This window comes from Longimicrobium sp., from assembly GCA_036389795.1.
Taxonomy (GTDB): Bacteria; Gemmatimonadota; Gemmatimonadetes; order Longimicrobiales; family Longimicrobiaceae; genus Longimicrobium.
On the sequence record DASVWD010000023.1, the window covers coordinates 1 to 24,920 of the forward strand.

General features: G+C 74.0%; 15 protein-coding genes. 6 read left to right on the forward strand and 9 right to left on the reverse strand.

Translation table 11 applies throughout. From position 1 onward, the window contains the following. Positions 1-294 precede the first annotated feature (294 nt). The 5 genes from VF746_02885 to VF746_02905 all read right to left on the reverse strand — a co-directional run bounded on the left by VF746_02885 (position 295) and on the right by VF746_02905 (position 7,585). Positions 295-2,925, reverse strand: coding sequence for a tetratricopeptide repeat protein (locus tag VF746_02885; GenBank protein HEX8691363.1), 2,631 nt, complete (start codon positions 2,923-2,925; stop codon positions 295-297). Positions 2,926-3,010: 85 nt separating this feature from the next. Continuing rightward, on the reverse strand, positions 3,011-3,607 hold the full coding sequence (locus tag VF746_02890) for a hypothetical protein (GenBank protein ID HEX8691364.1): 597 nt from the start codon (positions 3,605-3,607) through the stop codon (positions 3,011-3,013). A gap of 839 nt (positions 3,608-4,446) precedes the next feature. Continuing rightward, on the reverse strand, positions 4,447-4,716 hold the full coding sequence (locus tag VF746_02895; protein ID HEX8691365.1) for a hypothetical protein: 270 nt from the start codon (positions 4,714-4,716) through the stop codon (positions 4,447-4,449). A 156-nt stretch (positions 4,717-4,872) separates the two neighbouring features. Continuing rightward, positions 4,873-5,931: a hypothetical protein gene (locus tag VF746_02900; protein HEX8691366.1), complete on the reverse strand. Its 1,059-nt coding sequence runs from the start codon at positions 5,929-5,931 to the stop codon at positions 4,873-4,875. Further along, positions 5,915-7,585 (reverse strand): GAF domain-containing sensor histidine kinase, encoded by a 1,671-nt coding sequence (locus VF746_02905; protein ID HEX8691367.1) that lies wholly within the window; start codon positions 7,583-7,585, stop codon positions 5,915-5,917. The genes VF746_02900 and VF746_02905 overlap by 17 nt, the downstream gene beginning before the upstream one ends. Before the next feature lie 976 nt (positions 7,586-8,561). Here VF746_02905 and VF746_02910 point away from each other — a divergent pair. Then, positions 8,562-8,741, forward strand: a complete 180-nt coding sequence (locus VF746_02910) for a hypothetical protein (GenBank protein HEX8691368.1) — start codon at positions 8,562-8,564, stop codon at positions 8,739-8,741. Between the two features lie 11 nt (positions 8,742-8,752). On the opposite strand, the gene VF746_02915 is transcribed toward VF746_02910, so the two are convergent. Beyond that, on the reverse strand, positions 8,753-10,051 hold the full coding sequence (locus tag VF746_02915; protein ID HEX8691369.1) for a hypothetical protein: 1,299 nt from the start codon (positions 10,049-10,051) through the stop codon (positions 8,753-8,755). A gap of 266 nt (positions 10,052-10,317) precedes the next feature. Here VF746_02915 and VF746_02920 point away from each other — a divergent pair, with 266 nt between their 5' ends. Beyond that, on the forward strand, positions 10,318-10,599 hold the full coding sequence (locus VF746_02920; GenBank protein ID HEX8691370.1) for a DUF3006 domain-containing protein: 282 nt from the start codon (positions 10,318-10,320) through the stop codon (positions 10,597-10,599). A gap of 98 nt (positions 10,600-10,697) precedes the next feature. Here VF746_02920 and VF746_02925 read toward each other — a convergent pair whose 3' ends face one another. Continuing rightward, on the reverse strand, positions 10,698-13,232 hold the full coding sequence (locus VF746_02925) for a lamin tail domain-containing protein (GenBank protein HEX8691371.1): 2,535 nt from the start codon (positions 13,230-13,232) through the stop codon (positions 10,698-10,700). Positions 13,233-13,649: 417 nt separating this feature from the next. Here VF746_02925 and VF746_02930 point away from each other — a divergent pair, with 417 nt between their 5' ends. The 4 genes from VF746_02930 to VF746_02945 all read left to right on the forward strand — a co-directional run bounded on the left by VF746_02930 (position 13,650) and on the right by VF746_02945 (position 20,102). After that, positions 13,650-14,042 (forward strand): BlaI/MecI/CopY family transcriptional regulator, encoded by a 393-nt coding sequence (locus VF746_02930; GenBank protein ID HEX8691372.1) that lies wholly within the window; start codon positions 13,650-13,652, stop codon positions 14,040-14,042. Positions 14,043-14,045: 3 nt separating this feature from the next. Continuing rightward, positions 14,046-15,797, forward strand: a complete 1,752-nt coding sequence (locus VF746_02935) for a M56 family metallopeptidase (protein HEX8691373.1) — start codon at positions 14,046-14,048, stop codon at positions 15,795-15,797. A 465-nt stretch (positions 15,798-16,262) separates the two neighbouring features. Next, a complete protein-coding gene (locus tag VF746_02940; GenBank protein HEX8691374.1) occupies positions 16,263-18,890 on the forward strand; it encodes a DUF5916 domain-containing protein in 2,628 nt (875 codons plus the stop codon). A gap of 264 nt (positions 18,891-19,154) precedes the next feature. Then, a complete protein-coding gene (locus VF746_02945) occupies positions 19,155-20,102 on the forward strand; it encodes a hypothetical protein (protein HEX8691375.1) in 948 nt (315 codons plus the stop codon). Positions 20,103-20,228: 126 nt separating this feature from the next. On the opposite strand, the gene VF746_02950 is transcribed toward VF746_02945, so the two are convergent. Continuing rightward, on the reverse strand, positions 20,229-23,381 hold the full coding sequence (locus VF746_02950) for an efflux RND transporter permease subunit (protein ID HEX8691376.1): 3,153 nt from the start codon (positions 23,379-23,381) through the stop codon (positions 20,229-20,231). Between the two features lie 312 nt (positions 23,382-23,693). Beyond that, entirely contained in the window at positions 23,694-24,860 is a 1,167-nt protein-coding gene (locus VF746_02955) for a hypothetical protein (protein HEX8691377.1), read from the reverse strand. Between the last annotated feature and the right edge of the window lie 60 nt (positions 24,861-24,920).

Below are 24,920 nucleotides of genomic sequence, written 5' to 3' on the forward strand. Positions count from 1 at the left end.
TGAAAAGGTCTCACACGGAGGGCACAGAGAACACAGAGGAACAGCGGAGAGATTGAAGTTCTCTCCGTGTCCTCCGTGTCCTCTGTGTGATGCCAATCTGTTTCTCGCGAACCAGAACAATGCTCGGAAACGTGGTATCACGCGGGTCTCGCCGCGCGAGGCAGGCATCGCCCTCATACGCGACCAAAAACTACAGGCCTCACGCAGAGTCAGCAGAGTCGACGGAGGAGAACCCTCTGCTGACTCTGCTGACTCTGCGTGAGACAGTCTTTTGCCAGGCTCAGGATCCGCCGCTCAGGCTGCGACCACCTCGATCCCTGCCTGGGCGGGCTCCTCCAGCACCTCCTTCACCACCTGCTCCAGCGGCAGCGCGCTGCCGCGGATCACCGCCGCGTGCAGCGCCGCGGGGGGCAGGCCCGCCTCCGCCTCGTCCGCGATCCCGGCGGCGATCACGCGGGTGGAGCTGTCCGTGGCGGGGTGCTCGCGCACCAGGGACACCAGCTCCAGCGCGCGCCCCGCGTCGCCCCCGCGCAGGCGGAGCCGCGCCAGCGTGGTGAGCGACTCCAGCACCACCGGCGTCTCCTCCATGCGCGCGGCCGTGGCCAGCGCCTCGCGCGCCAGGGCGTCGGCCCCGGCGTCGTCGTCCCGGGCCAGCGCCACGTGGGCCAGGCCGTTCAGCGCGAACGCCACCAGCCGGTCGTACCCCATCTCGCGCGAGATCTCCGCGCACTCGCGCAGGTACGGCTCGGCCCGGGCCGGGTCGCCCGCGTCGGTGGCGGCCACGCCCAGGTTCAGCAGCAGGTTGGCCTCGCCGCCCCGGTTGCCGGCCTCGCGCGCCACCGCCAGCCCCTCGGCGTAGAAGCCGTCGGCCACCGCGAAGTCGCCCCGCATCGACGCGATCACCCCCAGGTTGCAGAGCGGCGAGTAGGTGCCGCCGCGGTCGCCCGCCTCGCGCAGCGCGGCCAGCCCCTGGCGGAAGAGCCGCTCCGCCTCGCCGTAGTCGCCCAGCGCCGAGGCCACGTTCCCCAGGTGCGTGAGCACCTCGCCCTCGCCCCGGCGGTCGCCCGCCGCGCGGTACCCCGCCAGCGCCTCGTGGTGGAGGCGGCGCGCCTCGGAGTACTCGCCCTGGCTCTGGGCCACCACCCCCAGCTGGTCCAGCGCGAGCGCCAGCTCCGGTGCCGGCCCCGCCCGGCGGAAGTGGGCGGCCGCCGCCTCGAGCAGCTCGCGCGCCTGGGCGTACGCCCCCAGCCGCGCGCAGAACGCTCCCCGCCGCGCCCGGAGCCGCGCCAGCACGCCGGCGTGGGCGTCCTCGCCCTCCAGCGCCGCCGCGGCCGCCGCGAGCGCCGCCTCTCCCTCGCGCGCCCACCCGCGGGAGTGGTAGAAGAGGAAGAGCCCGTCCAGCGCCCGGTCCAGCTCGCCGGCCGCGCGCGCCTCCACCATCGCCTCCCACGCCCGGCGCACGTTCTCCAGGTCGGCCGCCACCGCCGCCAGCGCCTCGTCCTCGCCCCCGCCCGCCGCCGCGGCCGCCGCGTCCCGCAGCAGGCCGGCGTAGAAGGCCCGGTGCCGGGCCTCCGCGCGCCGGCGCTCCCCGTCGTCCAGCCGCAGCTTCTCCTCGGCGTAGCGGCGCAGCGCCTCGGGCACCTCGAAGCGCCCGGCGCCCGCGCGGCGCAGGAGCGAGCGGTCGTGCAGCGCGCCTAACAGCGGGAGCGCCGCGCCGGCCACGGCCTCCGCCGCCTCGCGGGTGAAGCCGCCCCGGAACACCGACGTCCCGAGCAGCGCCGCCCGCTCCGCCTCGGGAAGGAGCCGCCAGGAGCCCTCGAACACGGCGCGCAGGCTGCGGTGCCGCTCCGGGCGGTCGGCGGCCGGGCCCGCCAGGAAGTCGCGGTCGCCCTCGATCTCCCGCGCGATCTCGGCGCACGAGAGGAGCCGCACCCACGCCGAGGCCAGCTCCAGCGCCAGCGGCGAGCCCTCCACCAGCCGGCAGATGTGCGCCAGGTGGGGCCGGTCGTCCGCCGCCGGCCGCCAGCCGGGGCAGGCGCGCCGGGCCCCGGCCGCGAAGAGGCGCGCCGCGTCCGAGCGCTCCAGCGCGGCCGCCCCGTCGCCCTCCGGGGGCGAGAGCCCCTCCAGGGGGAGCACGGTCTCGGCGGAGAGCCCCAGCCGCTCGCGCGAGGTGGCCAGGAGCCTCACCCCGGGGGCGCCCTCCAGCACCGCCGCCAGCAGCCCGCCCGCGCCGGCCGTCACCTCCTCCAGGTTGTCCAGCACCAGCAGGAGCTCCTTGCCGCGCAGGTAGTCCAGCAGCCGCGCCCGCGGGTCCTCGCGCCCCGACACCCGCACCCCCAGCGCCTCGGCCAGCGCCGGGGCCAGCCGCTCGGGCGAGGCGACCCCCGCCAGCGCGGCGAAGCGCACCCCGTCGCGGAAGCGGCCGGCCGCCCCTCGCGCCGCCTCCAGCGCCAGCCGCGTCTTCCCGATCCCCCCGGGCCCGGTGACGGTGAGCAGGCGGCACCCGGGCGCGGCCAGGAGCCGGCCGGCCTCCTCCAGCTCGGCCGCGCGCCCCACGAACTCGGTGGCGTGGTGGGGGAGGAGCGCGGCGGCGGGGGGGACGGCCTCGTCCTCCCCGGCCGCCGCGGCGCCCACGCCGGCCGCCCCCTCGCGCCGGAGCGCGAAGGCCCACGACAGGACGAGCACCAGCGGCAGCCCGGCCAGCGCGACGTACAGGACCAGGGTGACGGTGTCCTTCGGCAGCTCCAGCGCGCCCGCCACCACGTCGGCGAGCTGGATGGCGCCCGCCGCGGCCACCGCGTACGCGGTGGCGGTGGCGTAGACGCGGCGCCGCTTGAGCTCGGAGTGCAGCGCGCGCAGCCTGCGGGGGAGGGGCCCCCGGGAGAGGGCCGCCGGCCGGACTGCGAGATCGGCGGAATCGGCCATGGTCGTGCGCGCGCGGATCGGGTTGTGTGGGAGGCGGGGCGGTCCCGCCTTCCCGGTTCGGAGTGCTACCGGCGGGTGAGCGGCCTCACCCCTGCGCCAGCGCGTAGCGGCTCAGCTCGGTGAGCGAGGCCCGGAACGTGACTCCGCCGGGGTCGTGGGTGCCGCCCACGTCGGTGCCCGGGCTCCCCATGCGCAGCCGGACCACGCGGCGCGACCTCCCCGGCGCGGGCGCGCTGCACCCGGTGGTGTTGAAGGTGATCGTCACCGGCGGGGCGAACGGCTCGGGAGCGCCGCCGCCGGAAACCTCCAGCACCAGGTGCGCGGAGTCCGCCGCCTGGGCCAGGCCGAAGACGTAGCGCTCTCCCTCCTTGAGCGTGTTGCGCGGAACGTGGAGGGAGTGCCCCGAGGGCAGGGTCACCGTTCCGCCGCCGGGACCGACGATCGTGTCCCGCGCCTCCTCGCGCGCCCTCGCTCCGCAGTGCGCGAGGTGCAGGGTCGCCAGCTCCACCGTCTCCACCGGGTGGTGGTAGCGGGCGCCGAGGGCCGCGAACACCAGGATGCTGTCGCCCCCCGTCAGGGCGGGCGGCGGGGGTGGCGCCGGGGGTGGCGACCCCGCGCAGGCGGGTGCCAGGAGCGTGGCCGCCGCGCAGAGCAGGACGGTGCACATCCGGGAGGTGGTCATCGGGGCCTCATGAACGGGTGAGGGGATCATGAACCGGCCGGGGGCGACCGCGGGGGTGGAGAGTGGCGGCAGGCGAACCTGCCGCCGCGCAAAACGAAAGGAATACCGCCTCAGGAAGCGTGCCGGGCGGCCCCACCCGGGGTAGTCCCCGGGACGGCTGCCCCGCGCTCCATCCAACGTGCTTCGGCACAGCCACTTGCGGCGTCTCCGCCGGCTGGCTCGCCGCATTCGGGTGGGTCGTGGAGCGGTCGGAGCACGAGGGAAGTGGGGCGGACCTGCCGCACTATCGATCCATGGATGTCCCGGTGGATCGGTTTTCGTACTTCATTAACACGGCTACGGTTACGCTACTTCTGCACCCTCTGGACACAAGAGGCTCCTCGCATGGGCCGAAAGTGAGCTGAAGGTCGGCCGCTCCCCGCAACTTTTCGGAAATATCAACAATCGCCCGCCGACCACGATGGGAGGCAGTCCTGCAGCGGACAGGGACTCACACGGAGTCGACGGGGCCGACCGAGAAGATCCCTCGGGCGTGGAAGTCTGGTGCGCCGATCCCGGCTCGGCTGCGGTTGCAGAGGACGACGGCGGGCGGCGTTCGAGGAGGCCGTGCCGAGCGCGATGAAGTTTCTCCGTCGACTCCGTTTACTCCGTGTGAGGCATGCAGTTACGGAGTTCGTTCCCGAACAATCCTCCGCAATTTTCACGATCCGCGGGAGGCCGGCGGAGACCGCCCCGATCTGGTGCGTCCGGTGCGTGCGATTCCACAAAAAGCGGCAGGCCCGGGACATCGGTCCCGGGCCTGCCGCGAAGGCAGCATGATCGGCGATCTGGCGGCGGGCTCAGTTCCCCCCGGTGCCGAGACCGCCCCGCGACGTGGTGTCGCTCTCGATGATGATCGTGCTGTCGCTGCCGAAGCCGGTGGTCGTCGACGTGGTCGTCGGGCCGCCGCCGCTGCCGCCCGTGTAGTTGCCGCCGGTGCCCAGCCCGCCTTCCATCCGCGGGCCGGACGGCCCGAGCGGCGCCACCGGGTTGCCCCCCGAATCCTGCCCGCAAGCCGCCAGAACGAGACCGACCGCCAGCGCCGGGATGAAACGCGTCCACCGGGTCATGCTGCCCTTCCTTCTGCTTGGGTTCCCGCGGGACCCAAGGGCGGGGGCAACAAGCATGCCGCGTCCGGCGCAGTCGGGAACAGACGAGGGGGCGGCGGCGGAGAGTCCCGAACCCGCCACGGCACGCACGGGTCCGGTGAAGAAACCTGCGCGCGCCTACGACCTCTGCGCCTCCAGCCCGTCGAGCCGCTCGCGGGCCCCGCGCGCCTCGGCCTCGGCGCCCCGGCCTTCCAGCACGCGGGCCGCCTCGCGCAGGCACTCGAGCGCCTCGGCGCGGCGGCGCTGGGCCAGGCGCAGCTCCGCCAGCTCGCGCAGGGCCGCCCCCCGCTCGCGGGCCAGCTCGGGGGCCGCCGCGATCTCCAGCGCGCGGGCCAGGTGCGCGTCCGCCGCCGCCAGGTCGCCCTCCAGCCGGGCCATCATCCCCCGGAAGCGCGCCGCGTCGGCCAGCGACACCCGGTCGCCCACCTGGCCGGCGGCCGCCTCGGCCAGGTCCAGCGCGCGCCGGGCCCGCTCGAGCTCGCCCACCTGGATCAGCGGCCCCGCCAGGTTGCCGTAGAGCATCCCCGCCGACGGCGCGTGCCCCAGCCGCTCGGCGATCTCCAGCCCGCGGGTGAAGTACACCTCGGCCTCCATCCACTCGTGCAGGTCGGCCGAGGCCTGCCCCAGGTTGTTGTAGGCCAGCATGGCGTTGGCCGTGCTCCCCGAGCGCACGAACGAGCCGATCCCCTCCAGGTAGCGGGCGCGCGCCTCGCGGTAGTCGCCGCGGACGTGGGCCGCCACGCCCAGGTTCTGGCAGGCGAGGCCCACCAGCTCGTCGTCGCCCAGGTCCAGCGCCAGCTCCAGGGCCCGCCCGTACAGCGCCGCCGCCTGGCCCAGGTCGCCCTCCCAGTGGAAGCGCACCAGCCCCAGCACGTTCAGCCCCCGCGCCACCGCGTACGGCAGGCCGTAGCGCTCGGCCAGCTCCACCGCCAGCTCGGCCAGCTCCTGCGCCTCCTCGAAGCGGCGCTGCGACAGGCGCATGCGGGCCTGCCCCCGGAGCGCGTCCACCGAGCGCTCGGCCAGCCCCTCGCGCAGCGCCGAGCGGAAGGTGGCCGCGTAGAGGTCGGCCGCGGCGTCCCAGTTCCCCGCGCGCTCCTCGGCGGTGGCCCGGCGCGCCACGTCCTCGGCCGCCCCGCCCACCGCGCCGGGGACGCTCGGCTCATTGATGATGGGCATCGCTCTTCGCCGGCAGGCGCAGGGTGAAGGTGGAGCCGAGCCCCGGGGCGCTCTCCACCAGCAGGTCGCCCCCCAGGAGCCGCGCCAGCTTGCGCGAGATCGGCAGCCCCAGCCCGGTGCCCCCGCGCGAGGTGGCCCCCACGATCTGCTCGAACTCGTGGAAGATCCGCTCCTGGTCCTCGGAAGCGATCCCCGGCCCGGTGTCGGCCACCCGGATCTCCACCCACGCCCCGCCGTCGTCCGCCGGGGGGCCCGCCCCGTCGCCCAGCGCCCCCACCGAGACCGTCACCCGCCCCTCGTCGGTGAACTTCACCGCGTTGGAGAGGAGGTTGATCAGGATCTGCCGCACCCGGTCGGCGTCGGTGAACACCGGCGGCAGCGGCGGCAGCGGCTCCACCTGCAGCGCGATCTCCTTCACCGCCGCCAGCGGCTCGATGGTGGCCATCGCCTCCTCGATGATGGAGCGCACCCGCGCCGGGGCCACCACCAGCTCCATCTTCCCCGCCTCCAGCTTGGAGAGGTCGAGCACGTCGTTCACCAGGAGCAGCAGGTTGCGCGTGGCCCGCTGCGCCTTCTCCAGGAACGGGCGGAACGGGGCCGGCAGCTCGCCCACCACCCCCTCCAGCAGCAGGCTCTGGTAGCCCAGGATGGCGTTGAGCGGCGTGCGCAGCTCGTGGCTCATCGAGGCGAAGAAGCGGTCCTTGGCCTCGGTGGTCCAGCGCAGCTCCTCGTTGGCGCGCTCCAGCTCGCGGGTGCGCTGCGCCAGCGCCCCGTGCAGCCGCGCGTTGCTGATGGCCACGGCCGCGTGCCCCGCCAGCGTGAGCGCCAGGCGGGTGTCGCGCGGCTCCAGCTCGTACGGCCGGCGGTAGCCGATCACCAGCGCCCCGAACGTCTCGCCGAAGAGAGAGAGCGGCACCCCGATCCCCGTGCGCATCCCCTCCGCCGCGTGGAACGGCTCCGGCACCGGCCCCCCCGCCGCCTGCAGGGTGAGCGGCTTGGCGGCCGCCGCCACCCGCGCCGCGAACGGGTCGTCCTCGGCCACCTCGCCCCTGAGCCCCACCGCCGCCACCGTGCGGATGCGCCCCTCGGCCAGCGTGTTCACGGTCACGTAGTGCGCGCCCAGCAGCGTGCGGGTGAAGCGCGCCACCAGGGTGAGCACCTCGTCGGGGTCCAGGGTGCGGTTGGCCGCCAGCCCCAGCACGTGCAGCGCCTCGCTCTCCTCCGCGCGCTGGCGCAGCGTGTCGCGCTCCTCCTCCACCTGGCGCAAGGCACGGTGGCGCCCGGCCACGCGCGCGAACGCCGCCGCCGCCGGGGCCCACCCCTCCGCCGCGCCGAGCGCCTCGCCCGGCCCCACCAGCACCAGCGCGCCCGCCTCCTCCGCCAGGGGGAGGAGGAGCGCGTCCGCGCCCGCGGCCCCGACGGCGTCGGCGGGGAAGTCGGGGGCGAGGGGGCGGAGCGTGGGGCCGGCCGCGTTCAGCGCCGCCGCGGCCAGCGCGGGCGAGACGCGCTCGCCCTCGGGCCAGGCGCCCGCGGGGGCGGCGTCGGCCCCCACCCAGACGGCCCGGCGCACGGCGGGGCACGACGCCAGCGCACGGACGGCGGCGGCCGGGTCGCTGCTCTCGTGGATGCGGATGGCGGCGTCCCGAGGATCCATGGCCGGGGCAGGGGAGGAGGGCGGCGCGGGAGGAGCCGCGCGCCTGGGCGTCTGCGAATCGGGTTGGAAAGTGATCCGAGGGAAGGTAGCACGCCGCCGCGCCGGGAACAATTGTCCTGGCGCCTTTGTGCGGCTGTGTGTCACGGCACGAGCTGCAGCGGAGTGGCTCGGGCATGTCCCTCCGCTGCGCTCCGGGCCGGGCTGCGCGCGCCGTAGGGCACGATACCGCCGTGCCCACCGCCGCCGGGCCACCGCCGCGACGATACCCCGTGTCGCGGCGGCGTCCCGGCCCTGCCGGGCGCGCATTCCTCATGCGAACCGCGAGGGACGAGGCCTCACGCGCAGTCAGCCAGTCAGCCGATCGGTTCTCTGCTGACTCTGCTGACTCTGCTGACTCTGCGTGAGAAAAAAAATCTGTTACCGGATCCGTGGGATCATCAGCCGGTACCGCCCGTCGGCGCCCGTGGTGGCGCCGGCGCGGAGCGCCTCGATGCGGACGAGCACGCCGGCTCTTCGGGAGCACCCGACGCGCCGGTCGCGCGCCCGGTGACCACGGCTGGCTCCTGCGCGGGCGCCGCGGCGGCGAGCGCCGGCAGCAGGGCCGGGAGCGTGCCGGACGAGGGTTCGTCTCATGGCTTCCTCCGGCTACCGGGTTGCCGGAATCTTTTCGGACAGATCAGGAGCCGGGAGGCATCCTCCTTTCCGGAATGGCGTGAGAGGGCGCGACCGGCGCGCTACGCACCGGCCTCGGGATTCGCGTGCGCGGACGCCGTTATCCCTCCCCCGGATAACGATTTACGACTGAGTTTGTGGACAGGGGGCCAGAGAGGTACTAGAATGGTGCAGAGGAGCCAACCAGGCGGGAAACGTGTGATTTATGGTGGATTGGATAGGACGCGGGCCCCCACAATCGGGGTACTTTCCGCCCGGAACGTGGACACCCCGCGTTCACATCCTGAATTTTACCGAGGCATCCATGAAGATCCGCTACGTCTTCGTCGCGATCGTGCTCGCGACTGCCGTCGCCGCCTGCAGCTCGTCCCCGACGTCTCCCGAACCCGCCCGCTCCAGCGAAAACCTCCCGGTCCTGCGCGACAACATCCCTGCCGACAGCACCGCCAACCGCGGCGGAGGTTGGGCCGGCAGCGGCGGCTGACGTCCCCCGGGTCAGCCGACCGCCGCGGGCTGTCGCGCGGCCAGCGCCTCGACGAACTGGTCGGCCAGTTCCGCCGCGGCGTCGAGCTCCGGGGCGGGCCGGGAGCCGATCGGCTGCGCAGGCGCCAGCCGGCCGACGCGCCGCTTCGCGGAGTCGAGCGCCGCCTCGGCCTCGAGCGCGACGCGGCCTTCCCGGTGCTCCGTAGCCAGCCATAGCGCCCGCTCCGCCCACTCGCAGGCACGCTCCCACTCGCCCAGGCTCATCGCCCCGTAGGTCAGACCGAGGAGCGTGGGCGCGGTCATCTCCTGCGCGACGCCCTGCTCGATCAACACCTGCGCGTCGGCGGCCGCCGTCTCGAACGCCCGCGGGTCGCCCGCGCCGCCGGCCGCGCGGGCCACGAGCGCCTGGAGCAGGGCGCGCATGGCCAGGTCTTCCACGTGCGGCACGAGCGAGGTGGCCACGCCAAGTGCGCCGGAGAAGTAGCCCTGGAGCGTCCAGTGGTACGCCACGTCGTACGCGAGGCGCAGCACCCCGGGGTGGCCGGCGCCATAGGCCCGGAACGCCTTCGCCGCGAAGTGATCCGCTTCGAAGCCGCCGCCCATCGCGGCCGTGACCACGAAGAGGTCGTGGTACGCCATCCCCAGCAGCTCCGGGTGGCCGTGGCGGCCGGCGGCGCGCAGGGCGCGCACGTGCGAGCGGCGGGCGGCGGGGTAGTTGCCGCGCTGCATGTGCAGGTTGCCCATGCCGGTGAAGCCCTGCGCGTACGCCCGCCAGTCCTTGGTCTGCCGCCCCTGGATGATGGCGCGGGTGTACCAGCTCTCGGCGCGGTCGAACTCGGAGTGGCGGCGGGCCAGGCGGCCCACGGCGTAGGCGAGCGCGGCCGAGTCGGGGACCACCAGGGCGGCGGCCTGGGCGAACTCGAGCGCGGTGGCCAGCGCGCCGCGCTGCTCGGCCCAGAGCGCCACCCGGCGGCAGGCGTTCACCACGCGCAGCACGTCGGCGGTGGCGGGCCGCTCCAGGAGGGAGACGATCACCGAGAGGGGAGCCAGCAGCTCGGGGTCGGGCCCGGCGCCCGCCAGCTCGTCGCGGCGCACCTGGGCGGCGCCGCCGGAGAAGAGGCCGCCGCGGCGCTCGGCCGGCGTCTCGGCCCACAGGCGCACGTTGCGGGCGGAGCGCCAGAGCACCAGCCCCAGCTCGCCGCCGACCTCGTCCAGGATGCCGAGGCCGTCCAGGCGGTCGGGGCCGCGCGTGAGCGCCGGCGGAACTCGCTGGCGACGGGACTTCCGCTTGCCGGTACGGGGAGGGCGCATCTCGGATATGGGCGGGAGCGGCATGCGGTGCGGGTTCCTCTGCGGAAAAAGGTCGGCGCATGTAAACGGCGTCGCCGTAAAAGTTCCTATGAGACGCGCGTTTGCGCCAGGGGTATGTTCCGTGGCGTGCCCGGGCAGGAGAAAGTCCGGTTCGGACCGGGCCCGCTGCGCGTGCACAAAGTCTGCCTCAGCATGGGCCGTCCGCGGCGCCACGGCGCCGGGGCCGCCCTCCACGCCGGTTCCACCCCGCACCCCGGGTGACGCGCATGCCTGGCCAGAATCGCACATGGGTGGTCGACTCGATCGAGGAGGGGGTCGCCGCGCTGGAGGAGGACGGCGCGCGGCTGGTGCGCCTTCCCGCCTGGCTCCTTCCCGACGGCGCGCGCGAGGGCGACGTGCTGGCGGTGTCGCGCGCCGCCGAAGGTGACGGCGCCGCCACGCTGCGGGTCACCATCGACCGCGCCGCCACCGAGGCCGCGCTCCGCCGCTCGCGCGAGCAGCTCGGGCGGATGGCGGGGCGCGACCCCGGCGGGGACGTCGTGCTGTAGGCGCCCGGCCGGGAATGCCGGGCAGACCCGGCCGGATCGCCTCACGCGGAGTCGACGGGATCTTCTCCATGATCTCCGCCGACTCCGTGCGAGACTCGTCACGGCAGCGGGTTGCAGGCGGCCTGGGTGGAGGCGCGGTCCGCCGGGCCCGACAGGCTGGACCCGCCCCGTCCGGGGGTGATGGTGTAGCCGCCGCCCGGCGTGCCCGGCGTGCGGATGGTGACGGTGCCGTTCTGGTCGGTGCGGAACCAGGGCCTGCCGTACTGGTTGAACAGGTCCTTCGTCTGCTGGTGCACGTGGCCGTAGTCGTTCGCCGCCTCCAGCGAGAAGGTCACCCAGTCGGGCGAGGTGAGCTGCACGAAGCGGCTGCGGACCCCGTTGCAGCTGCCGTGGTGGTTGCCCTTCAGCACGTTCACGCGCATCCCCGGGAACACGTTGTAGTCGGCGCCGGTGTCGAACCAGTCCTGCGCCTCGTGCTCGGCGTCGCCCGAGAACCACATGGTGAACGAGGCCGAGTCGGGGCCCACCAGCTTCACCGGCGTGGAGCGGTCGTTGGGCGAGCTCCCGCTCGGGTTCGGCCGCATGACGTGCAGCTTCGCCCCGCCGTTCAGGGTGATAGTGCAGAGGGCCGAGCCGTTGCCGCAGGGGTCGTCGGTGTCGCGGTAGACGAGCTGGCCGCGGGCCGCGCGGGCGTTGACGGAGTCGCGCAGCTGCGCCAGCGCGCCGTTGCTGTAGACGTCCTTGTTCTCGAAGAAGTACCGCACGGTGATGCCGCGCGAGGCGCGGAACAGCTCGCGCAGCCCGGCGTGGTGGTCGAAGTGCTGGTGCGAGAGGATCACCACGTCGATGGTGGCGCCGTTCAGCCCCAGCGAGTCGAGCAGCACGCCCATCCGCAGCGAGTCGGGCCCGCCGTCGATCATCACCCGGCTGGTGCCGTTGGTGATCAGGTTCGCGTCGCCCTGCCCGATGTCGAGCACGCGCACGACGAGCTCCGAGGCCGTCCCGCCGCCCCCGCTCGTCACCGTCAGCGCGGCCTCGCCGAAGACGCCGCCCTCCGCCGTGGCCCGGATCGTCGCCGTCCCCGCGGCCACGCCGGTGGCCAGCCCGCTCGCGCCCACGGTGGCGACCGACGGGTTCGAGCTGCTCCAGGTGAAGGCCGTGGCGACCACGCTGCCGCCCGCGTCGCGCGCGGTGGCGGCGAACTGCCGGGTGCCGCCGACGGCGACGCTCTCGGAGACGGGCGAGACGGTGACGCTCGCCACCTCGCCGGTGCCGCCGCCGGAGGGCGGGACGTAGCCGTCGTTCCGGGCGCCGGGCGTCCCCCTGTCTCCCGCGCCGAAGACGGTGGTCTGCGTGAGCCAGTTGGTCCCCGCCTGGTCCGCGTTGTCGGCGGACGGGTTCTTCACCCCCTTCGACGCGCCGGTGGGGACCGTCGACCAGGCGACCGAGTCCACCGTGGCGCCCGAGGGGTCGCGCAGCGCCACCCAGTCGGCGCTGTTGGCCAGGTTGAGCGAGGTGCCGTAGGCGTAGGCCGCGCTCACGCCGCCGTTCTGGGCGCTGCCGCCGTTGCGCGCCAGCACCGCGTAGCCGCCCGCGGGGACCACGACCGAGGAGGCGACGACGTGCCCGGCGTCGTTGTTGGAGGCGAGGGTCCAGCCCTGGAGGTCGGCGTCCGCCGTCCCCCAGTTGTGCACCTCGATCCACTCGCCGACGTCGTCCAGCACCGCGCTGGGGTTCTGCATCACCTCGTTGATCACCAGGCGGGCCACGGGCGGCTCCGCGGCGACGGTGAGCGCCGCCTCGCCGAAGGCGCCGCTGGCGGCGGTGGCGCGGACCTGCACCGTCCCCGCGGCCACCCCGGTCGCCAGCCCGCCCGCGCTCACGGTGGCGACCGCCGCGCTGGAGCTGCTCCAGGTAAACGTCGTCGATACGGGATCGCCCCAGGCGTCCACCGCGCTGGCGGTGAACTGCACGGTGCCGCCCACGCCCGTCGCGGCCGCCGCGGGCGAGACGGTGACGCCGGCGGCAGGGGCGACCGGGGCGACCCAGCCGTTGTTCTGCGCGCCGGGCGTCCCCCGGTCTCCCGAGCCGAAGACGGTGGTGGACGTCTGCCAGTTGGCGCCGCCCAGGTCGGCGTTGTCGGCCGCGGCGTCGCGCACGCCGCGGGTGGCGCCGGCGGGGACGGACGACCAGGCGACGGAGTCGACCGTGACGCCGGACGCGTTGCGCAGCGCCAGCCAGTCGGCGGTGTTGGCCAGGTTCATCCCCGTGCCGTACTGGTACTGGGCCGTCACGCCGCCGTTGGTCTTGCGCGTGCCGTTGCGGGCCAGCACCGCGTAGCCGCCCGCGGCCACGGGGACGCTGGTGGAGATGGTGAGCGGGGCGTCGTTGTTGGAGGCGATGGTCCACCCCTGGAGGTTCACCGCGGTGCTTCCCCAGTTGTAGACCTCGAACCACTCGCCGCGGTCGTCGGTGACCGCGGAGGGGTCGGCCATGACCTCGTTGATGACCAGCTTGGGGGTGGAGAGCGGCTGGAAGACGGCGAGGGGGTGGTCGCCGGGCGCCAGCGGGGCGCGCTCGGCGCACCCGGCCAGCAGCACCGCGCCCAGCAGGGCCAGTCCGCGGATCCGCATCTCAGCTCCTCGGTCACTCGGAAACGGCAAAAGCCCGCGGGCGGCGGGCGGGGCGATCGGGCGCGCGTGCGGCAACCGCCACGCCAGGCGGGAAGCGTGCAACGGCGCGGAAGGGGTTGAAAACAAAGGAGGTTACGCACTGTTCTGGTGCGGCGCCCCGCACCACCCTGGCGCGTCCCGAATGGGAGGGAACGTTGGGGAAAGTGCGAAAGTGCGAAAGTGAGGTGTGGAGCAGGAAATCCGAGATGTTCGTCACTGCGGCCTTCGTGGGCCCATACTCTCGCACTCTCGCACTTTCGCACTCTCGCACTCGCGGTTTGGAACAAGATGCTTGACACCACCCCTCCCCCGGCCCCACATTCGACTCTGCTAAACAATTAGCAGCCGGATTGCCGGCTGCCCACCCGGAGCCCGGTCATGCCCAAGTCCCCCAATCTGGCGAACCTCAGCCGCCGCGAGCGGCAGATCATGGACGTGGTGTACCGCCTGGGGCAGGCGTCGGTGGGCGACGTGCTGGAGCGCCTCCCCGACCCGCCCAGCTACTCGGCGGTGCGCGCGCTGATGCGCATCCTGGAAGAGAAGGGGCACCTGAAACACGAGCAGGACGGGCCCCGTTACGTGTACCTCCCGACGGTGCCGGCCGACGCCGCACAGCAGTCGGCGCTCTCGCACCTGGTGCGCACCTTCTTCGGCGGGAGCACCGAGGCCGCGGTGGCGGCGCTGCTGGAGCTGCCGGAGCACGGCATGTCGGGCGACGAGCTGGAGCGCCTGTCGCGCCTGATCGAGGACGCCCGCAAACAGGGACGGTAAGCCATGTCGACGGCCCTGGCCGCCGGCGCCGCGGACCCCATGCTCGGCGCCGCCGCCCTCCTCGTCCTGAAGTCCACGCTCCTCCTGGGCGCCGCGGCGCTGGGCGCACGGGCGCTCCGCCGCGCCTCCGCGGCCGGCCGGCACCTGCTCTGGACGCTGGCCCTGGGCGCGCTCCTGGCGCTCCCCGCCCTCGCCCTCGCGGGCCCCCGCTGGCGCCCCGGCTTCCTCGCCTTCCGCGCGCCGGCCGTCTCCGCCCCCGCCGCTCCTGCCACCTACGTCTTCGACCGGCCCGTCCGCTTCGCCTCGAACGGGCCCGTGACGATGCCGGCCGCGTCGCCCGCGCCCGCCGCGGAGCCGGAAGACGGGCGCGGCTTCCCGCTCGCCGCGCTGCTCCTGGCCGCCTGGGCCGCGGGGGCGCTGGCCGTGCTGGGGCGCCTGGGCGTGGGGATCCTGCGCGTGCGGCGGCTGGCGCGCGGCGCGGAGCCGGTGGCCGACTACGCGTGGACCTGGCTCGCGGCGCGGCTGGGGCCCATGGTCGGCGTCCGCCGCCCCGTCCGCCTGCTGCGCAGCCCCTCGGCCGCCATGCCGATGACCTGGGGGACGCTCCGCCCCGCCGTGCTCCTCCCCGCCGACGCGGACGGGTGGACGCCCGAGCGGCGGCGCGTGGTCCTGCTGCACGAGCTGGCGCACGTGGCGCGCGGCGACTGCCTGACGCAGGTGCTGGCCGAGGTGTGCTGCGCGCTCTGGTGGTTCCACCCCGGCGCGTGGTGGGCCGCGCGGCGGATGCGGCTGGAGCGCGAGCAGGCGTGCGACGACCGCGTGCTGCAGGCCGGCGCCCGCGCCTCGGACTACGCCGCGCACCTGCTGGAGGTGGCCCGCGCCTACGCGCCCACCCCCGCGGTGGCGCTGGCGATGGCGCGCCCGTCGCACCTGGAGGGCCGCGTGCGCGCCGTGCTCGACGCCGAGCGCGACCGCGCGGCGGTGACGGCCAGAACGGGGGCGATCTGCGCCGGGGCCGTGCTCCTGGCCGCGCTCCCGCTCGCCGCCGTCTCCCCCTCCACGCGCGCCGCGGACGACGAGGAGCGCACCCCGAAGCGCGTCTCGCTCACCGTCCCCGTGCGCGGCCAGGTGGACGCGTCGGGGCGGGTGACCGGGCGCGGCTCGGCGAACGCGCGGGTCGACGGCGTGGACATGCAGTTCGACGTCAACGTGCAGATGACGCTCGACCCGCAGGCGCGTCCCGAGGTGGACGACGCCGGGCGGCTGCCCCCCTTCGCCGACCCGCGCCCCGAGCCGGACCCGCACCCCGCCTTCGCCTCGGCGGACGAGGGAGACGGCGCGGCGCCGGACGAGAGGGCGGTGCTGGAGGTGGAGGGGTTCCGGATGGTGCTCAGGCCGAACGCGGTGCTGGAGATCTCCGACGAGTCGGCCGGCGCGTCCCCGCTGCGGGTGGACCTCCGCCGCTACCTGGACCCGGACTCCCGCGCCGGCGTGGTGGACCAGATCGCCCGCTTCGCCGCCGCGTGGCAGGTCCGTCCCGCCGGCAAGGACGCCGCCGACGCGGACGAATGTCCCGAGGCCCGCAAGGCGCGGCAGGCCAGGGAGCTGGTGGGGAAGATGGCCACCGCCAAGCGCGGCGAGGCGGGGCGGATCGTGGCGCAGCTCGTCTCGGAGCTCGGCGGCGGCCTGGTGGACGACCTGGCCGACGCGGTGAGCGAGATCGAGTCGTCGTACGACCCCGACGGCGGCGCGTAAGCCCTCCGTCCGGGTCGGCGGAAGACCGCCGGCGTCGCCGATGCCGGCGGTTTTCCCGGGCGATGGGTGCTAAAAATTTAACTGCAAGGACCACGCAGAGTCAGCAGAGTCAGCAGAGGGAAAACACGTCAGGCGGTGAGTTCTCTGCTAACTCTGCTGACTCTGCGTGAGACAGGCAGTTGCAGTTCAGCGACGGCGGACGGCGGGTCTGGAGCGGGGAGGCGGGGGGTTGCAACGTTTCCCCGGACGGTGCCGTCCAAACGCGCGTTCCGGGCCGGGCGCGGGGGCTCTCCCCGTCCGCGGCCCGCAGGAGGTCCCGACAGGCCGCAGCGGATACGGAACGTTTCGTCCCCCGCACGTCCCGGCTCGTCCCCGGGCAGGGGCGCGGTGCGCGGGCAGGTTGCTAACTTTCCAGCAGGCGCGCGGAATGGGCGCGCCTCCACCCTCCCTCCGGAGAATCCACCGATGTACAGACGCCTCCTGCCGCTCGCGCTCCTCATCGCGGGTGCGGCCGCGGCCTCCCCGGCGGCGGCGCAGGTGCAGAACCAGTCGCAGACGGCCGCCGCGCCGGCGCAGGCCTCGCGCACCTCGTCGGGCGAGCCGGCGCGCGTGCTGCGCGCGGCCCCCGGCGCCGAGATCAAGGTCGACGGCCGGCTCGACGAGGCGGCGTGGGCCACGGCCCCCGCGGCCACCGACTTCGTGCAGCAGAGCCCCAACGCCGGGCAGCCGGCCACCGAGCGCACCGAGGCGCGGGTGCTCTTCACCGCCGACGCCATCTACGTGGGGATGCGGATGTACGACAGCCGCCCCGACTCGATCCTGGGGCAGCTCACCCGCCGCGACCAGGGCTCCACCTCGGACGGGGCGCGCGTCTTCATCGACAGCTACAACGACAAGCGCACCGCCTTCGTCTTCGGGCTCAACCCCAAGGGGGTGAAGGACGACTTCCTGCGCTTCGACGACGGCAGCGGGATCGACTTCGGGTGGGACGCGGTGTGGGACGGCGCGGCGCAGACGGACTCGGCGGGGTGGGTGGCCGAGTTCCGCATCCCGCTCTCGCAGCTGCGCTTCAACGCCTCCACGGTGAACGGGGGCGGGCGCTGGGGCGTCAACTTCCGCCGCTACATCGCCCGCCGCGCCGAGACGGCGTTCTGGAGCCCGGTCCCGCCCAACGCCAGCGGCTTCGTCTCGCTCTTCGGCGAGCTGGAGGGGCTCACGGGGCTGCGCCAGAGCGGGCGGCTGGAGATCCTCCCCTACACCAGCGCCCGGGTCTCGCACCCGCTCCCGGCGCCGGGGAACCCGTTCGTGGAGAGCAACGATTTCGTGGGCTCGGCGGGCGCCGACCTCAAGGCGGGGCTCCCGGGCGGGCTCACGCTCTCTGCCACCATCAACCCCGACTTCGGCCAGGTGGAGGCGGACCCGGCGGTGGTGAACCTGTCGGCGTTCGAGAGCTTCTTCGAGGAGCGGCGGCCGTTCTTCGTGGAGGGGTCCGACATCTTCCAGTTCGGGCAGCTCAACTCCTTCAACACCTACGGCTTCACGCAGTTCTTCTACTCGCGCCGCGTGGGGCGGCAGCCGCAGGGCGGGGTGGGGGTCGACGGGGTGCTCTTCGCCGACGCCCCCGACGCCACCACCATCCTGGGCGCCGCCAAGGTGAGCGGGAAGGCGGGCCCCTGGTCGATCGGGGTGATGGACGCGCTCACCCAGCGCGAGGAGGCGCGCTACCTCGCCGAGGGCGACCTGCGCGGCGAGTTCCCGGTGGAGCCGCTCACCAACTACGTGGTGGGGCGGGTGCGGCGCGACTTCGGCCGCGGCGCCACGGTGGTGGGCGCGCTCTTCACCGGCGTCAACCGCGACATGGCCGGCGGCGAGTTCGACCCCTTCCTCCGCTCCAGCGCCTACGCGCTGGGGGTGGACGGGCAGCACGCGTGGCACAACCGCGAGTGGGCGCTCTCCGGCTACTACGCGCGCAGCCTGGTGAACGGCTCGGCCGCGGCGATCACCCGCGCGCAGAACTCCAGCGCGCGCTACTTCGCCCGCCCCGACGCCGACCACGTGGAGCTCGACCCCGCGCGCACGTCGCTCGGCGGGCACGTGGCGGGGGCGGCCCTCAGCCACACGGGGTCGTGGGACGGCTCGGTGGCGTGGCAGGAGGTGGGCCCCGGCTTCGAGACCAACGACATCGGCTTCATGACGCGGGCCGACTACCGGGCGCTCAGCACCTTCGCGGGGCGGCGGATGAACAGGCCCGGCAGGCTCTTCCGCAGCTACTCGTTCTACGGGTACACCAACCACACCTGGAACTTCGACGGCGACCCGATCTACGCCAGCTACAATGCGGGCGCCAACGCCACGCTCAAGAGCCTGTGGGGCTTCGGCCTGGGCGGCGGCTACAGCCCCGAGTACGTCAACGACCGGCTGACGCGCGGCGGTCCGCTGGGGATGGTGCCCTCGCAGTGGCGGATCAACGCGAACGCCTTCACCGACTCGCGCAAGCCGGTGTCGCTCTCGCTGAACCTGGGCTACCGCGAGGACACCTCGGGCGAGTTCGACCGGTCGGTGTTCCTGGGCGTGAGCTACCGCCCCAGCAGCTCGGTGCAGGTGAGCCTGGAGCCGAGCTTCGTGCGGCAGCGCGACACCGACCAGTGGATCGCCACCACCGACGACCCGGCGGCCACCGCCACCTTCGGGCGGCGCTACACCTTCGCCAGCGTCGACAACACCGAGTTCGCGGTGGGCACGCGGGTGGACTGGACCTTCTCGCCCACGCTGTCGCTGCAGATGTTCGCGCAGCCGTTCGTCTCCGACAACGACTTCTTCGGGTACAAGACGCTCCGCCGCGCGCGCAGCTTCGAGTTCGACCCGGCCGCGGTGGCGCAGGAAGACGACTTCAAGTTCCTCTCCCTGCGCGGCAGCGCGGTGCTGCGCTGGGAGTACCGCCCGGGCTCCACGCTCTTCTTCGTGTGGCAGCAGGACCGGAGCGGCGTGGACGACGAGGTGGGCTTCAGCTTCCGCGACGACCTGGACGGCGTCTTCGGCCAGCGCGCCAGCAACGTATTCCTGATCAAGGCCACCTACTGGCTGAACCGCTAGCGCCTCGCCCGCCCCTCTCCGCACCTCGGCGAGACCGCCGCCCCCGCGATCCCTGCGTCGCGGGGGCGGCGTCGTTTTGAAGACGCGTCCATTCAACAGCAATGCCTCACGCAGAGCAGCAGAGTCAGCAGAGGAACCCCCGCGGTTCTCTGCTGACTCTGCTCCTCTGCGTGAGAAAAAGCAGTTGTCGTTCGATCTTCCAAACGATCGGAGCCCGGCCGGTGTAGACAGCCGGTGCACCTTTCCCACGGAGGATCACGTCCGATGCCGACGTTTCGAATTCTGGCCGCGCTGACCGTCCTGGCTGTCCCCGCCCCCGCGCTCGCGCAGCACTCGCACGACCACGCGCATCCGGGCCCGGCGGCGGGCGGCGACTCGCCGGAGCTGCGGGCGCAGATCGAGGCGGTGCGGCGCGCGACGGAGCGCTACCGCGACCACGCCAACGCCGTGCGCGACGGCTATCGGCTCTTCGGGATGGAGGGGCCGCTGATGGGCGAGCACTGGTACCGCGCCGACCTGGTAAAGCAGCCGCTGGATCTCTCCCGTCCCTCGACGCTCCAGTACGCCACCATCGGCGGGCGGAAGGTGCTGGTGGGCGTGGCGTACACGCTCTACCGCCGCCCCGACGAGCCGTTGCCGGAGGGGTTCGCGGGAGACTCGGACCACTGGCACACGCACGACGTGGCGCGGCTGGCTAGGGCCGTCGTGGCCGACCGGCCGCTCCTGCGCGGGATCGTGAACCGCCGCATCGAGAGGGGGAAGGTGGGCGCGGGCGAGGGGCGCACCCTGCTCACCATGGTCCACGCCTGGATCTGGTCCGACAACCCGGACGGCACCTTCGCCCAGGAGCACCGCGCGCTCCCCTACCTGCGCGCCGGCCTCCCCGCCGAATGGGCCGCGGGCGCGGGGAAGGACGCCCCGCAGGGCGTCGCGCTGCTGGCGCCGGGCGCCTGCGCCGACGAGGTGAAGCGCACCGACCGCCTGGCGGGGCTCGGCGGCGCCCAGGAGCGCGACCTCGCCGTGGCGTGCGAGCGCGGCTCGGCGGCCGTGCGCGCGGCGCTGAACCGCGAACGGAGCGAGGCGAACGTCAACGCAGCCGCGGAAGCCGCGTGGCGGGCGTTCGAGGCCGCCCGCGCGCGCACCCTCACCCGCGAGCAGCTCGCGCGCATCGAGCGCGTGATGGGCGCCGCCTTGGAGCCGCACGTGATGTAGGCGAAGCGCCGGACCCACGTCGGCGCACAGACAAAGCCCTCCGCCGGGACACCGTGCGGAGGGCTTTGTCTGTGCGGTTGAAGCCTCGCGGGGTTTGCGAGGCTTTCTGCCGTTGTTGCTGCGATTTCAATCGCCCGCAGCCCCCAGCGCCGGCACCGGCACCGTCTTCCGCTCCGCCTCCGCGGCGGCGGCGAGCTTCGCCAGGCGGCGCTTCTCGGGGCCGCGCTCGAAGAGGAGGTAGAGGGCGGGGGTGACGGTGAGCACCAGCACGGTGGAGCTGGCCAGGCCGCCCAGCAGCGAGTAGCCCAGCGCGTTCCAGATGTTGGCGTCGGCCGCCTCGCTGAAGAGCACCAGCGGGAGCAGGCCGATGATGGTGACCGCGCTGGTCATCAGGATCGGGCGCACGCGCTCCAGCGTCCCCCGCAGGATCGCCCCCTGGAGCGGCTCGCCCTCGCGGCGGCGCAGCTGGTTCACGTGGTCCACCAGGAGCGTGGCGTTGTTCACCACCACGCCGCCCATCATGATCACCCCGATGAACGCCTCGCGGCTGAACGAGGCCCCGGTGAAGAAGAAGGTGAGGAAGACGCCGATCATGGCCATCGGCACCGTGAGCAGCACGCACAGCGGCTGGCGCAGGCTCTCGAAGAGCGCCGCCGTCACCATGAACACCAGCACCAGCGAGAAGGCCAGCACGCCGTAGATCTGCGTGCGCTCCTCGTCGCTCCACTTCCACTCCTCCTTGCCGATCACCTGGTAGCCGGCCGGCAGCTGGGTGTTCCTGACCACCGCCTCGTGCACCCGGTCGCCCAGCTTGGCGGGGCCGCGGAACTCGTAGGTCACCAGGCGCTGGTACTGCTGGTCTTCGCGCAGGATGCGCGAGAGCACCTCGCGCTCGGCCACCTCGGCCACGTCGGCGAGGCGCACCGCCTGGCCGCCGGGGGCGGGGATCAGGAGCTCCTGCAGCTGGTGCAGGTCCAGCCGCTCGGAGCCGGAGAGGCGCACCGCCACCGCCATCTCCTCGTCGCCCACGCGCAGCCAGCTGCGCCGGCGGTCGCGCCCCACCGCCGCGCTCACCCGCGCCACCACGTCGCGCGCCGCCAGGCCGTGCATCGCCAGGCGGCGGCGGTCGATCCGGAGCACCACCTCGGTGGCCTTGTCGCGCTCGAACCACTGCCCGCTGGCGTTGGTGTCCACGTCCTGGATGCGCGAGTAGCGCAGCAGCCGCCCGCCCAGGTCCTCGGCGATGGCGCGCACCGTCTCGTAGTTGTAGCCCAGCACGCGGATGCTGTAGTTGGGCGGGCTGGACCCCCCGCCGTAGAACGAGGGCCCGTATCCGTAGACGCGCACCTCCGACCCGCCGAAGAGGTGGCTGTACGCCTCGATCTGCTCCTTGACGGCCACCGGGACCGAGGTGTCCTGCAGCGAGTCGGGGAACTCCACCCGCACCTGCGCCGCCTGCGGGTACACGTTGGTGGTGAAGCGCGCCACCTCGGGCATCTCCTTCAGCTTCGCCTCGAAGTAGCGCACCAGCTCGTCGGTGTGGGCGAGCTCCTCGCCGCGCGGCTGGTCCACCTGGATGTTGATGTACGACTCCTGGTCGAACCAGGGCCGCCAGAGGGTGCCGCGGGTGACGTACTTCTGGAACAGGTACCCCGAGCCCCCCAGCATGACGAGCGCGGCGGCCACCACCACCCAGGGGTGGCGGAGCGTGAACCCCACCAGGCCGGCGTAGAGGCGGACGTAGGCGGGCGCTCGCTCCTCGGCCGCGCGGGCCGCGCGCAGGGGGCGCGCCCTGAGGAGCCGGGCGGCCAGCGCCGGGGTGAACGAGAAGGTGACGAAGAGCGAGGCCAGGTTGGTGAAGCCCACCACGATGGCCAGCGGCACGTAGAAGAGCCGCACCTCGCCCTGCAGGTAGACGAAGGGGACGAAGACGATGATGGTGGTGAGCGTGGCCGCCAGCACCGCCAGCACCATCTCGCCCGCGCCCCGCTCGGCGGCGGCGGCCGGGTCTTCTCCCGGCCTCGCCCTGCGGTAGATGTTCTCCAGCACCACCACGGCGTTGTCGATCACCAGCCCGAAGCCCATCGCCAGCCCCATCAGCGTGAGCAGGTTGAGCGTGAGCCCGCCGAAGTACACCAGGTTGAGCGTGAGCAGCACCGAGAAGCCGATGCTGGCGAAGACCACGGCCGCCGAGCGCAGCGAGCGCAGGAAGACGAAGAGGACGGCGAAGACCACCAGCGCCGACGAGAGCGCCCGCCAGCGCAGGTCGGTGAGCTGGGTGCGCACCGCCTCGCTCTCGTCGTCGTCCAGCAGGATGCGGGTGCCGCGGGGGCCGCGCGCCGCCTGCTCGCCCACGCGCGCCTTCACCCGGTCGGCCACCTCCACCACGTTGGTGCCGATCTCCTTGAACACCTGGAAGCTGACGGCGCTCTGGCCGTCGATGCGGTAGAAGGAGGCGGCCTCCTCGTAGGTGTCGCGCACCACCGCCACGTCTTCCAGCCGCACCAGCCGGCCGCGGTCGGTGAGCAGCGGCAGGCGGCGCACCTCGGCCGCGCTCCCGGCGCGCTCGCGGATGGCCACCGTGTAGCGCAGCCCGCCCTGCCACACGGCGCCCGCCTCGCGCACGAACTCCAGCTCGGTGACCAGGCGCCGGACCGTCTCGGGGTCGAGCCCCAGCCCCAGCACCTTCTGCTCGTCGAGCTCGATCTCCAGCAGGCGCTCGCGCCCGCCCCAGGCGCGCACCTCGGCCACGCCGTCGAGCTGGCGGAGGTCGGGGGCCACCACCTCTTCCACGTGCTGGCGCAGCGCCTCCGGGGTGTAGGGGCCGGTGATGGTGTAGCGGAGGAAGGGGCGGTTCTGCTGCGCGAACTCGGCGGGGACGTACTGCTCCACGCGGGGGTAGCCGGCGCCGTCGGGGAGCTGCTCCTCGAGCGCGGCCAGGCGCTCCGACAGCTCCAGGCGGGCGAAGTCCATGTCCACCCCGCGCCCGAACTCCACGTCGATGGCGGCCTGGCCCGCGCCGCCGCGCTCCTCGGAAGTCGAGGAGACCTTCTCGACCCCGCGCACCTGCTGCACCGCCGCCTCGATCGGCGAGGTGAGGAACGCCTCGGTGGTCTCGGGGCCCGCGCCGCGCCAGCTGGCCGTCACCCGGAGCCGCGGCAGCTCGGTGTCGGGGAGGAGCTCCACGGGGAGCTTGACCCACGAGGCCACGCCCAGGAGCGCCAGGGCCAGGTAGCCCATGGCGACGGCGACGGGGCGGCGGATGGAGAAGCGGATCACGAGTCTCGGGTCGTCTACGATCAGGGTGTCGCGCCGGCAGGGGAACGGGCGCCGGAGACACGGTCCAGGGGTCTACGATGCCCGAATGCGCCCGGGCGGCTGAAGCCGCGGCTACAACTACAGAAAGCCTCGCAAACCCCGCGAGGCTTCGACTGCATCCCCCACTCGGTTTGTCGCCCGATGCGCCGAGGTGGTTGCCCTCATCCCTCAAGTTCGAGAGGGGAGCGCGCCCTTGATCGGCGAGGAACGAGCGGACCAGGGGCGCGCGGGGGAGAGGTCTCCAGCGGCAGGGCCGCCGGGGACCCCCTCAGCTCATCCGCCCGACGACCCCGCCCCGCGCGCCCGGGCCGCGTCGCGGGCGGCGGACAGCGCGTTGGAGGGCAGGTGCAGGCGGTAGGCGACCAGCGTCACCGCACCGTTCTCGCCCTCCTCCAGCGCGAAGAGCGTCGAGCGCGCGAAGCCCACGTCGGCCCAGGGGCGCCCGAAGCGCACCGTGGCCAGGTAGACGCCCTCCTCCGAGAAGAGGTCCACCCACGCGCCGCCCGCGGGGAGCTGCCCCCAGAGCGCGAACAGCTTCGACGCCGGGTCGTGGCGGGCGCCGCGCGTCACCCTGGCGGGTCCGCCCGCCGCCAGCAGCCGCGCCAGCACGCTGTCGTCCGGCTCGCCTGCCATGAGCTGCTGCTGCAGCTCGCCCAGCGCCGAGTCCGAGAGGGCCGGCGCGGCGGGGGCGGCGGCCGCGGGGCGGTCGACCCCCACCTGGCGCACCAGCTTCCCGGCCTCGTCGAACACGCGGAACGAGGGCGACGCGCAGTCCGCCTGCAGGATCCAGCGGCCGCCCGACACGCTGGCGCAGTACGCCGACTCGCCCCAGCGCGGCAGCTCCAGCATGGTGGTGTCGCGGCGGGGGCCCCAGGCGCGCCACTGGTGGGTGAGCCCGGCGTACGGGTTGGCGAAGAAGCCGCCCGACGCCAGCCCGTGCACCGCCGGGCGGTCCAGCCCGCGCACCGGCTCGCGGGTGAGCCCGTCGTCGCGCATCATCAGGATGCCGAGCCGCCCCTGGTCGCCCACCGCGATCGTGCCGTCCGACCAGGCGATGCTCACCGGCTCGCTGAACCCGGCGGCGTCGCCGATGTCGTCCTGCTCCTCGCCCTGCTGCGTCACCACGTGCACGAGCCCGGCGGGCGGGTCCAGCAGGAACACGTTCTCGCCGCCGAGCGCCAGCGCCGTGGGGCGCTGCCAGGCGCCGGCCTGCGACACGCGCCAGGCGGTGTCCACGCGCACGCTCCCGTCGGGCAGCAGCGGGCGGTCGGGGTTGCGGACGTTCTGCGCCCCCTCCGACGTGGCGACCGAGCCCTGCCACGCCTGGATGGCGGCGGCGGGGAGGTCGGCGCCCGGCGCGTCGCCGCCGCCGCAGGCGCCGAGCGGGGAAAGCAGGAAAAGGAGCGGGAGCGCGCGGGAGATGCACTGCGGACGCGGCATGGCAACCTCACGGAGGCGGGTTTCCAGCACCGGCACGGGAGAGCTTTTCAGGAGGGGGGA